Below are 13,537 nucleotides of genomic sequence, written 5' to 3'. Positions count from 1 at the left end.
AAAGGGGATGCGCCGCTCGGCCGCATCACATGGTTACTCACCACGCTGCTCTGCCAAGGAACTGATGACCACCCAACTTTCACTCAGTGAAAGACGGGTTCATGGAATCTTTGAGTGCCTGAATCAGATCGTTGAATTCCGGCACATGTGTGGCGCCGCTGCGGGTAACGCCGGAGACAGGGATTCGCAAGCGCCCGTGAGCTTCTCGCATGAAGCTGATTCCGGCGCGCGGGGATTCGCCGGCGGTGATCGAGTACAGGAGGGTCCAGGCCTTTGGGTTCGTGATGACGTCGAGCGTGGCGGTGTGATCGCTCGGAATTGCCGGACCCAACTGCACTCGACGCCCGATTTCCCGGAACGCGTCTTCCACGACCTGGTGAATCAAAACCTGGCTTTGGCGAGGTGGCAGCAGTAGCGGATAGGCGGCAAGATCATTCAGATCGACGCTCTGCTGGCCGGCCAATGGGTGGCGACTCGACATGACGATCAGCAGATCTTCGACGCCGAGGTCGATAGGCTCGAGCCCGGGGCGATCGACGCTGCCGCGAATAAGCGCAATGTCTGCATCGCCCGACGCCACGGCGTCCATTCGGTGCGCAAAACTCTTGATCACGAACTCCACATCGAGGTCCGGATGTCGTTCGCGCACATGGGCAATCGCATCGAGTGTCTGACCGGCAAAACTCATGTTTCCCGTGATGCGGATGCGTGCGCTGGGATCGCGTGCCACCGAGTACGCCATGGTTTCGAGACTGAGAACCTGCTGGGCGATCGGCACCAACCGGGAGCCTGCCGGTGACAGGTGCACGGCCCGGGTGGACCGCTCGAAGAGCGTCGCGCCGAGTTCCTTTTCCAGTCGCGCGACCTGATGGCTGATGGCGGATTGGGAGATGAAGCACCGTTCGGCAGCACGGCTGAAGCTCAGTTCCTCGCTGACGACGAGAAAATACTTGAGTTGGCGAAAGTCCATACCGACATCCTACTTATGAGCAAAACAGATAACAGTCTTGCGAATACTGCAGCTAGCTGGACTGAGCCTATGACCGTTCCATACGGTAATAGTCATACTTTCAATTTGGTTTAGGAGTTTGTGGTGGACAGAACTGCTGCGGGTCGCGCAGATGTGGATGCAACGGGACACGAGAAGACTCAGGTCGTCATCGTCGGATCCGGGTTCGGGGCACTTGCTGCCGCGAAGACGCTCACGAAGTCCAAGACGCCGTTTGTCCTCATCTCCGAGACCACTGAGCACCTCTTTCAACCGCTGCTCTACCAGGTTGCGACCGGCGTGCTCTCGGCCGGCGAAATCGCTCCGCCGATCCGCAACATCCTGCAGAAGTTCCCCGACGCGGATGTTCGTCTCGGACGCGTCGTCGAGGTCAATGCCGAAGACAACACAATCGTGTACGAGGCGTCGGGCCAACGGCACACGCTCGGATATCGCTCATTGATCGCAGCAACAGGAGCAACGCAGGCGTACTTCGGCCGCGACGAGTTTGCCGAGGTCACGTACAAGCTCAAGACCGTCGAAGACGCGGAATTGCTTCGTAAGCAAATCCTGCGCTGCTTCGAAGAGGCTCACACCACCACCGACGCACTCACTCGCAAGAACCTGCTGAGCTTTGTTGTTGTCGGTGCCGGTGCAACGGGTGTCGAGTTGGCCGGTCAGATCAAGGAATTGGCGCGACGCTATTTCGCGATGGCTATCAACAACATCAGTGCAGAAGAAGTCACTGTCACCATGGTCGAAGGCGCCGGCGTTGCACTGCCCGCCTTCGGTGGCAAGCTCAGTGAATACACGCAGAAATCGCTCGAGAAGTCCGGTGTCGAGGTAGTTCTCAACACTATGGTCACCGCCATCGACGGGCATGGCGTCACGGTGTCGTCGATCCCGACCAAGGAAGAGAAGCGTATCGACGCCGAGACCGTCATTTGGTCGGCAGGCGTGCGCGCCAACGACTTTGCCGCAGTTCTCGGAGCCGCAACCGGTTGTGAGAGTGACCGTGCCGGCCGACTCCTCATCAATCCCGACCTCACGGTGGGCGGCTTCGCCAACGTGTATGCCGTCGGCGACATGACCTCGCTCAACGGGTTGCCGGGCCAGTCGCCCGTCGCGATGCAGGGTGGCCGTCACGCTGCCAAGATTGTCAATGGAAAGCGCAAGGCCGGAACGCCTTTCAAGTACATGGACAAGGGCAGCATGTCGATCATCAGCCGATTCAGCGCTGTGGTCCGGGTGGGCAAGAAGATCGAATTCAAGGGCACCATCGCGTGGTTCATGTGGTTGGCCGTGCACGTCATGTACATGGTGGGCTTCCGAAACCGTTATGTCGCAGTGATGTCCTGGTTCGGGTCGTTCATCGGCCACCGTCGCCCGCACTTCCACTACACGCAGGAACCGGTGAAAATCGAGGATGCTCCACCGGTGCTCGAAAAGGAACCCGAGTTGGCGCACTCCGCCTGATTCTCGCGCTGCCCGGTAACGCAGGTTCTTCCAACGCCCACTTCGCTACGCGCGAGGTGGGCGTTGGCCTTGCAGCATCCGTTCGCGCAAACTGTCGTAAATAGGTGCTGACCCGGCCAATGTCGCGACGACGACTGCGGCAGCGGTGGCGGCGAGCATCGGAACCAGCACCGAAGTGACGGCTGTCATTTCCACGACGATCACAATGCCGGTGAACGGCGCCCGCACCACAGCGCCGAAGAACGCGGCCATACCGACCATCGCCATCGCGACGGTAACTCCGGCGTCGACGCCGGGGATGAAGCTTGCCAGCCCGGCAAATAACGAACCCCAGAGCGCGCCGAGGGCGAGTAGCGGAGCAAAAAGGCCTCCGGGAGTTCCTGCGGCGTAGGACAGCGGGCCGGTGAAGAATCGAACAACCAAGTACAGCAACAGAATCGGCATGACGAAGGTGCGCCCACCGACAAGTATCTGCGAGACTGTATCGCCGCCGCCGGCAACCAGCGGGTTGAGAAACAGAACGACGCCGATGACGGCACCGATCATCGCTCCGATGGCGGTCGGCGGAATACGACGATGGCGCGCAACAAGATCGAGCATGCCCAGAATCAGGCGGTTGTAGAAAATCCCCAGTATCCCGGTGAGCAGTCCGAAGACGACAAACAGCGGTAGGAGCGCAATCTGTGGGCTTGGGACGGTGCCGGCCGCGAAGTCAGGCCGATCACCTATCACCAGCCGTGAGCATGCCACTGCCACCGCTACGCCGAACAGGGTGGGAAGGACGGTGCGGAGCCGGAACGATTTGGTGACTTCCTCGCAGACGAACAAAGCGCCACCGATGGGCGCGTTGAATGCCACGGCAAGTCCGGCTCCGGCAGTGGATGTTTGAAGCAGTCGCACATCCGGTACCGAAAGCCGGGCTCGCCGACCTGCTTCTGCTCCGATCGCCGCACCCATATGCACGGTGGGCCCTTCGCGACCGAGCACGAGTCCCGAGCCGATCGCCAGTAGGCCGCCCACAAATCTTGCGGGCACGAGGACAAGACGTGGAGGTTGTGCCTCGCCGCGGAAGACGGCTTCCACATGCTGGATACCGCTTCCCGCTGCCAGTGGCACGCGTTGCACGATCATGACGGCAAGCGCTGTGCACAACGCCACCAGTGCAACGGGGACAAGCCAGCCGACATAGGGAATCCCATGTGACCATTCCAGAATCGCCTCGCGCAGACTGTCCGCCCTGTGCAGGCACCACCGGAACGCTCCACCGACGAAGCCGACACAAGCTCCGGCGACGATCGCGAGCAGGCATAGCAGCACCAACCCGCGGCTGGCTTCACGCGGTTCGTCGCCGATATCGTCCGCGGTCATCGTGGTCAGTCCTACCTGACGGTCACAACTCTCGAAACGTGAATTGCGTGGAACATGCGTCGTGTGAACGGTAACGCATGTGCGCTGGCAGCCTGTGCGTTACTCGCGCTCGGAGAGAATTTTCTGCACGGCGAGGTGGCTGAAGAGCATGCTGGTGCCGATGGGATTTCCGCCGCCGGGATAGACCGTTCCACTTGGCGCAGCCATGGTGTTACCCGCCGCGTAGAGGCCGGGAATCGGGTTGTGCGACGTATCGAGAACTCGAGCTGCCGTGTCGGTGCGCAGCCCGCCCTTGGTGCCGAGGTCGGAGATTCCGAACGCCGCCGCGTGGAACGGGCCCTGCTCGATCGTCACCAGTGGTGGTTCGCCGCCCGAGAACGCACGATCATAGGCTTCGTCACCACGGCCGAAGTCCTCGTCGACGCCGTTTTCGACCATCTTGTTGAATCGAGCGACTGTCTCCACCAGTATTTCGGACGGTACTCGGATCTTTTCGGCGAGGGCTTCAAGGGTGTCGGCGGTGTGCCACAGGCCTGCGTCGACGTACTTTTCAGTCGCTGTCATCGACACGTTCGGTGCCTGCACCGGCGGGCGCTCGCCCTCCTTGTCGTCGTAGATCATCCAGTACGGCAGGGTGAGGGTGCCCTGTTCCATCTGAGCGATCACATCGCGCCCGAGTCGGTCGTACGGAGCCGACTCGTTGACGAAGCGTGCACCGTCCTGGTTGACGAAGATGCCGCCGGTGAACCACAGTGCGAACGCAGAACGCCCGTCGGGATGGGTCAGTCCGGGTGACCACCATGCCTGATCCATGAGGTCGGTGTCAGCGCCGACTGCGATGGCAGCCTGATGCGCTTTGCCGAGGTTCGCTCCGGGCCCCATGGTGTCGCGGGCGTGGCCGGGAACCCCGAACTTCTGTCGCAGTTCGTCATTCGCCTCGAAACCTCCGGCTGCCAGGATCACGCCGCTGCGGGCACGGATGGCTACGCGCTGTCCATCGCGTTCGACGATGGCGCCGACGACGGCTCCTTCTTCGACCACAAGCTCGACAAGCGGGCTGTTCAAGGTCAACTTCGCATTCGGATACTTTTCGATGGCTTTGAGGAAGCGGGCTATCAGTGCTCGTCCGCCGATGAAAAAGTCGTCGGGTTGCGGGATCCCGAGACGGTCGAAGTCGAGGGGGCCGCGCACAACCTCCCGCAGTTCCGGCGCCTGCGAGACAGGGAGCGGGGTGGGCATGGTGTGCCGTTGTCCATCAAGGCGGGCTTTGGGCGCCTTGCCGAAATAGTCGGGCCAGGGGAGCATTTCGAACTTCAAGATTTCGTCTTGTTCGAGGTACTCGATCAGGGGGCCGCCGCCGCGGACGTACGTGTCCTGCAACTCGCGCGGAGTACGGTCGCCGACTACGGCGTGGTAGTACTCGAGCGCGTCCTCGATGGTGTCGTCGGTACCCGCGCGTTGCAGCGCCGGGTTGCACGGAAACCAGACGCCGCCGCCGCCGGAATATGCGGTGGTGCCGCCGAATTTGTCGGTCGCCTCGATGAGATTGACGGTCAGTCCCTCGCGAGCCGCCGTGTAGGCGCCGGTGACGCCGCCGCCGCCGGAACCGACCACCAGCACGTCATATTCTTCGTTCCAGTTCATCATCATTCAGCCTTTCCCGGCTACGCCGGTTTTCCAGGTGGGTTCTTCCGCGCACGGAAAGCTACTGGTTGTGCAGATGCGAAGCGGGAAACCATGTCGTCAGTGATGTCCTCGACGTCGACGTAAGGTGATTTTAAGCACGGCCTCACCCGCGTGCGGTTGTCGATGTTCCAGTGAACGGGATACAAAATTCAGCCCGCCCGTGTTCAGAGTTCCAGGAGCAAGCTGACCCCGAGGGTCGTCATCATCACGGCGATAATGGCGTCGAGAACTCGCCAGGCATTGGGTTTGGCAAAAAGTGGCGTCAGCAGACGTGCGCCGTAACCGAGAGCGGCAAACCAGAGTGCGCTGGCGGTCATGGCGCCGGCAGCAAACCACCACCGTCCGATCTCGCCGCGGCCGTTGGCAATCGAACCCATCAGTATCACGGTGTCGAGGTAGACATGTGGGTTCAGCCAGGTGAGAGCCAATGCCATAGTGATGGCGGCAAGCCTTGATCCGTTGCCGTGTTGATCGGGCGCCAACGTCTGCGGCCGGACGGCACGTTTGGCAGCGAACACTGCATAGCTGAGTAGGAAAATCGCACCGGCAACGCGAACGAAAGTGATCAGTGACGGTGCGTGTTCGAGAATGGCTCCAATTCCACTGATGCCGGCGAGAATCAGAATTGCGTCCGAAACGGCGCAGACTGTCACGATCGGGAGTACGTGCGAGCGCGTGAGGCCTTGGCGAAGTACAAACGCATTCTGGGCACCGATCGCAACGATCAACGAGAGTCCGACACCAAAACCGACGACGGCGGACGTCGGGTCACTATTGCTGAGCATGTCACCAGCCTGGCCGTCGAATAATCAGCAGTCCAGCTAATGATTCTTAAGCCACATAAGAGTAGCTTCAGATCATGCTGGACATTGAGCAGTTGAAAGCGCTCCACGCCGCGGTAGACGAGGGAACATTCGACGCGGCTGCTCGGAAACTGCACATCACGCCATCTGCAGTCAGTCAGCGGATCAAAGCACTCGAACGTGCGGTGGGCCGGATTCTGCTGCAACGCACCAAGCCGGTCCAGGTCACCGACTCGGGGCGCGAGGTACTGCGATTGGCCCGTCAGATAGATGCTCTCTCGCGGGATACCATGCGCGAGTTGGGTCTTGACAACGAACAGGGCTCACTGGCTCGTATCTCGGTTGCGGTCAACGCAGACTCGTTGTCCACGTGGGTACTTCAGGTGCTTGCAGATTTCACGGCCGAAGCGAGTTTCGACTTTCATCTCGACGATCAGGACCATACAACCGATCTCCTCCGTGACGGGTCGGTGATGGCGGCAGTAACCTCGGCGGCGACGCCAATTCAAGGGTGCACGTCGAGCCGGCTCGGCATCATGCGATACCGGCCGATGGCAAGCGTCGAATTCTGTGACAGATGGTTTTCGGACGGTGTTACGGCAGAAGCACTTTCAGCCGCACCGGTGGTGGTGTTCAACCGCAAGGATTTGCTGCAGGACAGGTACTTGCGCAGGAAGGTCGGCTACCCCGTTGACCCTCCTCGTCACCAGGTGCCCTCGTCTGCGGGTTTTTCGGATGCGGTGCGACTGGGCTACGGCTGGGGTCTGTTGCCTGATCTGCAAAGTCACGAATCGGCGTATGCGCTGATCGGGTTCGATCCGGATTTTGTCTACGACGTGCCGCTGTTCTGGCAGCAGTGGAAGTTGTCGCCGCCCATCTTGGTACGAATCGCCGACGCCGTTGCTGCTCGTGCCCAGGAGATCTTGCCTCAATCGAGTGCCTGACCGATTGTGCTCCGGAGACAAAGAAATTGGGCAAGTTGAGCCTCCGCGACCGTTTCTTCGGCCCCAGATCGCCGATAGTGTTCTGAGTCACATGCAATGAAAGGTGCTGACTCACGTGGTGGACATCGGATATCTGGCCCCCGATCTGGCAAAGAAGTACGGATCCGCTCCGTGCCTTCGTGACGATAGAAGCGAACTGACCTATGCGGAGTTCGCCGATCGCGTAGAAGCTGTTGCGGCGCAACTCGCAAGCCGGGGTATCGGGCGTGGTGACGTCATTGCGATCATGCTTCCCAACCGAGTCGAGTTGGTGACGGCGATCATGGCGGCCTGGCGCGTCGGCGCCGCTGCGACACCGATCAATCCGATGTTCACGGCCAATGAGGCCGACTATCAGATCATGGATTCCGGTGCGCAACTGGTTGTTACGTCTGGACTGGGTGCACCGAACGGTGGACGCGCAGTGCTGTGCGTCGATGATCTGGCTGTTGCGCCACCATCCGTACCGTTGCCGGACGTCGCCGTGGCGGAGGAAGACCTTGCGCTCTTGATCTACACCAGTGGATCTACGGGTACCCCCAAGGGCGTCATTCTGACCCATGCCAACCTGCAGTTCATGGCGTCGTCGATGGGGCGCAGCATCGGCATCACGGGAGCGGACCATTGTCTTCTGGTACTGCCCTTGTTTCACGTCAATGCTATTTGTGTGAGCGTTCTCGCCCCGCTGATCGTCGGCGGTCAGGTCAGTATCACCGGAAAGTTCTCGGTATCAAGGTTCTTCGACGACGTGGCACGCTTGCGGCCCACCTACTTTTCCGCCGTTCCCGCCATCTACGCGATGCTGACCTCGCAGTCCGAAGGTGCAACGCTCGACACGGCGTCGTTGCGACTAGGTGTCTGCGGCGCCGCACCGATCAGTAAGGAACTGCTCGAACGCGCCGAGGAACGGTTCGGTTTTGTCATCGTGGAAGGCTACGGATTGACCGAGGGAACATGTGCGTCTGCGTGTAATCCCTATGACGGCATTCGCAAACTCGGCACAGTCGGCCCTGCGTTGCCCGGGCAAGAGATTGCGATCCTCGCCGACGACGGGACTCTTGCTCGGCGTGGTGTCGCGGGCGAGGTAATCATCAAGGGTGCCAACGTGATGCGTGGCTACCTGAACAGACCGGAAGAGACAGCCAAAACTGTTGTGGACGGTTGGCTGCATACCGGCGACGTCGGGTTTCTGGACGAGGATGGTTACCTGACTCTGGTCGACCGCATCAAAGACATGATCATCCGGGGAGGAGAAAACATCTACCCCAAGGAAATCGAAAACTCGCTTGCCACGCACCCTTCCGTGTTGGAGGCCGCTGTGATCGGGGCTCCGCACCAGGTCTACGGAGAGGTACCTGTTGCCTATGTTGTTGCGTATCCGGATTCGCCTGTCACGGAAAACGAACTGCTCGAACATGTCACGGCGCTCCTCACTCGCGTGAAGCTGCCAGTGGCGATCTACGTCGTCGACGCGCTACCCCGAAACCCGGTGGGCAAGATCGACAAACCTGGAATGCGGCGAGCATTGAGCGTCGAACCCGCTCGCTAGCCACATCCCGTAATACCCGAATAACTCGATGACGTGCGTCGAGTTGATCCGTCATGCCCACATATTGCACATCAGGAGCACACCATGGGATTCAAAGAAGGAAACTCCCCTCCCGTCGACCCGGCCACGTTCATGGACAAGCCTTTCCTCGAGCGTCTTCGCGACATGTCCACGCACTGGGTTGATTACGGCTTCGGGACACCGAAGATGGTCCACACCGTCTACATCATGAAGTTGCTGTTCCTCTACCTATTGGCCGGAACGGCAGTTGCGACATTGACTTCCGGTCTTTCCTGGGTTGATCCAGGATCTTGGTGGAATCAGCCCATCGTCTACCAAAAGCTGATCCTGTGGACGATGATGCTCGAGATGCTGGGCCTGGCAGGTTCGTGGGGCCCGCTGGCCGGTCACTTCAAACCGATGACCGGTGGCGTCCTCTACTGGATTCGGCCGGGAACGATTCGCCTGCCACCGTGGCCGGGCAAAGTTCCACTCAGTTCCGGCGACACCCGGACGGTGTTCGACGTGCTCATCTACGTCGCCGCTGTTGCCAATCTTCTTGTTGCCACAGTGCTTCCAGGAGTGCACACCACGGGAATCGACGCGGCGATCGCCGATAACGCCGGACTGGTACGCCCGACCGCCCTGTACTCGTTCCTGGTCCTCATGGCGATTCTTGGTCTGCGCGACAAGGTCCCGTTCATCGCCGCGCGCAGCGAGCAGTACCTGCCGGCTATTTTCTTCTTCACGTTCCTGCCGTTCGTCGACATGATCCTGGCGCTCAAGTTGCTGATCGTCATGGTGTGGATCGGAGCCGGTATCTCGAAGTTCGGTCGCCACTTCTCACTGGTGGTTCCGCCGATGTTGAGTAATACACCGTGGATTCCCTCGAAGAAGATCAAGCGCGCGCACTACCGTAATTTCCCCGAAGACCTGCGGCCCTCACACCTCGGTGGCGGAGTTGCACACGTGGCGGGAACGATGGTCGAGATCGTCACACCGTTGATCCTGCTGTTCTCCACCAACAAGACCCTGACCATTCTTGCCGTAATTCTCATGGTCGGATTCCACCTGTTCATCGCGTCGACCTTCCCGTTGGCTGTTCCACTGGAATGGAACCTGCTGTTTGCCTACGCGGCGGCGTTCCTGTTCCTCGGCTTCCCGGCGTGGGACGGCTACGGTCTCGGTGCCATGTCCTCGCCGTGGATTACCGTGGGAATTGTTGCAGCACTTGCTTTCTTCCCGATTCTCGGCAATCTTCGACCCGATCTCGTGTCGTTCCTGCCCTCCATGCGTCAGTACGCCGGCAACTGGGCGTCTGCGACGTGGGCATTCGCGCCGGGTGCAGAAGCCAAGATCGACCAGTGCATCAAGCGTCCGTCGCCCGATACCCGTAATCAGTTGATGACGATGTACCCCGAAGACGTGTCCGACGTCGTTCTGCATCAGCTGTTGGGGTGGCGTTCGATGCACAGCCAGGGGCGCGCGCTGTTCTCGCTGATGCTCCGGCACCTCGGTGAGGACATCAACACGTACTCCTTGCGGGAGGCCGAATTCATGTGCAACTCCATCGTCGCCTTCAACTTCGGCGACGGCCATCTGCACGACGAGAAGATGATCGCGGCGATTCAGCGTCGTTGCAACTTCGCGCCGGGCGAGTTCCTGGTGACGTGGATCGAATCCCAGCCCATCCACAAGGGCACGCAGGAGTACAAGGTGATCGACGCGGCGTTGGGCGTCATCGAACGGGGCACCTTCAAGGTGGCCGACGCGGTAGCCGAACAACCGTGGTTGCCGAATGGCCCCATTCCGTTCGATGTTCAGTGGACACTGGACGTACGAGCTGACCGCGCGGCGACAGACCCGCAGGTCGTCTCCGAGCCGAGGATGCGAACGAAGACCAGCGGTATAGAGCAAGAGGTGGGTAAGTGACAAAGGCCGTAGTTGTCGGCAGCGGGCCGAACGGGCTCGCTGCCGCGGTACACCTTGCCAGGAGCGGTGTGGACGTGCAGGTACTCGAGGCCGCCGACCAGATCGGCGGAGGAACACGCTCCGGTCCGATCGACGTGCCCGGGTTGATCCACGATCACTGCTCGGCGTTTCACCCGATGGGTATCGGTTCGCCGTACCTGTCCAAGCTCGACCTCGAGCGGTACGGGTTGATTTGGCGGTGGGCCGAGGCGGACTGTGCGCACCCCCTCGACAACGGAGATGCCGGTGTTCTGTATCGCTCGCTGGAGCAGACCGCAGCGGGGCTCGGCGCGGACGGGCAGCGATGGCAACGCATGTTCAGCGACCTGTCGACTGGTTTCGACGCGCTGGCGTCCGACCTGATGCGCCCCATCGTGAACGTTCCGCGGCATCCGCTGAGGCTTGCGGCTTTCGGTCCGCGAGCACTGCTTCCGGCAACCGTGACCGCGAAATTGTGGAAGACGGACAAGGGCAAGGCTTTGTTCGGTGGGGTCGCCGCGCACGCCTTCTATCCACTTCACCGTCCGGCCACATCGGCCGTGGGGTTGATGATCACCGCGGCTGGTCACCGCTACGGATGGCCAGTTGCCGAGGGCGGTTCACGCTCCATCACCGATGCGTTAGCGGCGATGCTCCTCGATCATGGTGGCAAGATCGACACCGGTATCCGGGTGCGCACAGCTGTCGAGATTCCGGACGCCGATGTTGTTCTGATGGATGTCAATCCAGTTGGTGCTCTCGAAATCCTGGGGGATCGTCTCCCCGCCCGAGTGGCAAAGGCCTACCGGAAGTTCAAGTTGGCACCCGGCGCTTTCAAGGTTGATTTTGCGATCGAAGGTCATGTGCCGTGGACTAACCCGGATTGTGCGCGGGCCGGAACAGTCCATCTGGCAGGTGGTTTCGACGAAATTGTGGCAAATGAGCGTGAGACGAATGCGGGGCGCATGCCGCAGCGACCGTTTGTGCTCTTAGGGCAGCAATACCTCGCTGATCCCACCCGCTCTGCCGGGAACATCCATCCGCTGTACGCCTATGCCCATGTGCCACACGGATATACCGGCGACGCTACGGAGGCGATCATCCGCCAGATCGAAAGGTTTGCACCGGGGTTCCGGGATCAGATCGTGGCCACATCGAGTCGCAGTACCGCTGATCTGGCACAGGACAATCCGAATCAGGTGGGCGGCGACATCATCGGAGGAGCAAATTCCGAACTGCAAGTGGTTTTGCGTCCGCGCATCGCTGTAGATCCGTACAGTACCGGGATCGAGGGTACGTACCTTTGCTCGGCGTCGACGCCGCCAGGGGCCGGGGCACACGGAATGTGCGGGTACAACGCGGCCGAATCTGCACTGAAGTATCTCAGGCGGAAGGGTGCGGAGGTTTTGTGACGGGTCCATCGCACAAGGATCGAGACGCCGTCGCGAGGCGGCGCCTCGCCCGGGTGCCGGCTGCCGCCGAACCGGAAGTTCTTGCCGTGGTTGCAGAATTGGCGCGACGCCTCGATGCGCGTAGCACTGAAATAGCGCGCGAAATGAGCGTCATGATGGCTCACGAGATCGACCAGTTGGACAACGATGCCAATTTGATCGAGATGCTCGAAGCCAGCGTGCAGGGAAATGTCACCACCATCATTCATGTGCTGGCAAACGACATCCCCATCGATCATCTCCAGCCCACAACCGCGGCAGTGGAATACGCGCTCAGGCTCGCCCAACGAGATGTCCCGTCCAACTCGTTGGTACGGGCATATCACATGGGCCAGGGCGATCTGATGAGGATCTGCCATGACGAGGTCAGCGCCCTCGATATTCCAGCCCGACTGACTCTGGCTGTCCTGAAACATACTTCGGACGTGGTGTACAGCTACATCGACTGGATTACGTTGTACGTCTTCGATGCGTACGAACAGGAGCGAAGTCGGTGGATCAACGCACAGGGCAACTTGCATTCAGCTGCGATCCACGCACTGTTGTCCGGAACTGGCGCAGACGCGGGAAGTTTCGAGGCTGAAACCGGATATCGACTGGACCAGAACCACATTGCCGTAGTTGCCTGGTCGACGTGGGACGCCGATGCGTTGGGTTTCAATGCCCTGGATCGGCTGGTGCGTGATCTCGGCGCGGCTGCCGGCGCTGACAAATCAGTGATCGTCACCGCGATCGACCGTCGAACAGTGTGGGCGTGGTTGCCCTTCGGACGCCGCGTTCCGGCACCGGATCTGCAGGTGCTGTCGGCATCCGTGCCGCTCGACGGTGGCACCCGCGTCGCCATCGGTCTTCCCGGGAATGGGATGTCCGGGTTCAAGCGTTCGCACGAGCAAGCGCGCGCCGCCTATTCTGTTGCAACCGTGCCGGATACGCCGGGACGGCCTCTCGTGAGTTTTGGTGACCGAGGCATCGCGGTGGTGTCTCTCCTGTCGGACAATCTGGACGCGACCAAGTCCTGGGTGTGGGAAGTGTTGGGGCCGCTGGCTGCCGACACCCCGGGTGCGGCGTCCCTGCGCACAACATTGAGCGTGTACTTTGCGAACGGCGAAAGTCACCTCCATACCGCCAATCAGATGAATCTGCACCGCAATACCGTGAAATACCGCATCAACAAAGCGCTCGGCGATCCAGTCATCGTCGGGCGTGACAAGCTGGATCTGGCTCTGGCGTTACAGGTGTGCGAATTGCTCGGTAGATCGGTGTTGCGCCCTCCCGGTTGAGAC

At 60.6% G+C, this 13,537-nt stretch carries 10 protein-coding genes; 6 read left to right on the top strand and 4 right to left on the bottom strand.

Going from position 1 to position 13,537, the window contains the following annotated elements:
* Window positions 1-79: 79 nt before the first annotated feature.
* Window positions 80-970, bottom strand: a complete 891-nt coding sequence (locus KYT97_RS17755) for a LysR family transcriptional regulator (RefSeq protein ID WP_045065541.1) — start codon at window positions 968-970, stop codon at window positions 80-82.
* A gap of 123 nt (window positions 971-1,093) precedes the next feature.
* On the opposite strand from KYT97_RS17755, the gene KYT97_RS17750 reads away from it, so the two are divergent.
* Window positions 1,094-2,464: an NAD(P)/FAD-dependent oxidoreductase gene (locus tag KYT97_RS17750; RefSeq protein ID WP_219110349.1), complete on the top strand. Its 1,371-nt coding sequence runs from the start codon at window positions 1,094-1,096 to the stop codon at window positions 2,462-2,464.
* 45 nt (window positions 2,465-2,509) lie between these two features.
* On the opposite strand, the gene KYT97_RS17745 is transcribed toward KYT97_RS17750, so the two are convergent.
* From KYT97_RS17745 to KYT97_RS17735, 3 genes are all read right to left on the bottom strand, one after another.
* Window positions 2,510-3,832, bottom strand: a complete 1,323-nt coding sequence (locus tag KYT97_RS17745; RefSeq protein WP_219110348.1) for a ClC family H(+)/Cl(-) exchange transporter — start codon at window positions 3,830-3,832, stop codon at window positions 2,510-2,512.
* Between the two features lie 99 nt (window positions 3,833-3,931).
* On the bottom strand, window positions 3,932-5,479 hold the full coding sequence (locus tag KYT97_RS17740; protein WP_172937094.1) for an FAD-binding protein: 1,548 nt from the start codon (window positions 5,477-5,479) through the stop codon (window positions 3,932-3,934).
* 203 nt (window positions 5,480-5,682) lie between these two features.
* Window positions 5,683-6,303: a LysE/ArgO family amino acid transporter gene (locus KYT97_RS17735; RefSeq protein WP_219110347.1), complete on the bottom strand. Its 621-nt coding sequence runs from the start codon at window positions 6,301-6,303 to the stop codon at window positions 5,683-5,685.
* A 74-nt stretch (window positions 6,304-6,377) separates the two neighbouring features.
* On the opposite strand from KYT97_RS17735, the gene KYT97_RS17730 reads away from it, so the two are divergent.
* The 5 genes from KYT97_RS17730 to KYT97_RS17710 all read left to right on the top strand — a co-directional run bounded on the left by KYT97_RS17730 (window position 6,378) and on the right by KYT97_RS17710 (window position 13,534).
* Entirely contained in the window at window positions 6,378-7,265 is an 888-nt protein-coding gene (locus KYT97_RS17730) for a LysR family transcriptional regulator ArgP (protein WP_033233679.1), read from the top strand.
* Between the two features lie 115 nt (window positions 7,266-7,380).
* Complete coding sequence (locus tag KYT97_RS17725) at window positions 7,381-8,853, top strand: class I adenylate-forming enzyme family protein (RefSeq protein ID WP_219113007.1); 1,473 nt, start codon at window positions 7,381-7,383, stop codon at window positions 8,851-8,853.
* A gap of 84 nt (window positions 8,854-8,937) precedes the next feature.
* Window positions 8,938-10,785: a DUF3556 domain-containing protein gene (locus KYT97_RS17720; protein ID WP_219110346.1), complete on the top strand. Its 1,848-nt coding sequence runs from the start codon at window positions 8,938-8,940 to the stop codon at window positions 10,783-10,785.
* Window positions 10,782-12,215 (top strand): phytoene desaturase family protein, encoded by a 1,434-nt coding sequence (locus KYT97_RS17715; protein WP_045065522.1) that lies wholly within the window; start codon window positions 10,782-10,784, stop codon window positions 12,213-12,215. The genes KYT97_RS17720 and KYT97_RS17715 overlap by 4 nt, the downstream gene beginning before the upstream one ends.
* Window positions 12,212-13,534: a PucR family transcriptional regulator gene (locus tag KYT97_RS17710; protein WP_141486838.1), complete on the top strand. Its 1,323-nt coding sequence runs from the start codon at window positions 12,212-12,214 to the stop codon at window positions 13,532-13,534. Before KYT97_RS17715 ends, KYT97_RS17710 begins: the two co-directional genes overlap by 4 nt.
* Window positions 13,535-13,537: the final 3 nt, after the last annotated feature.

Source organism: Rhodococcus globerulus, assembly GCF_019334125.1.
In the GTDB taxonomy this organism is placed as follows: Bacteria; Actinomycetota; Actinomycetes; order Mycobacteriales; family Mycobacteriaceae; genus Rhodococcus_F; species Rhodococcus_F globerula.
The sequence above is the reverse complement of the archived record's forward strand: the minus strand, read 5'-3'. Positions and strand labels throughout refer to the sequence as shown.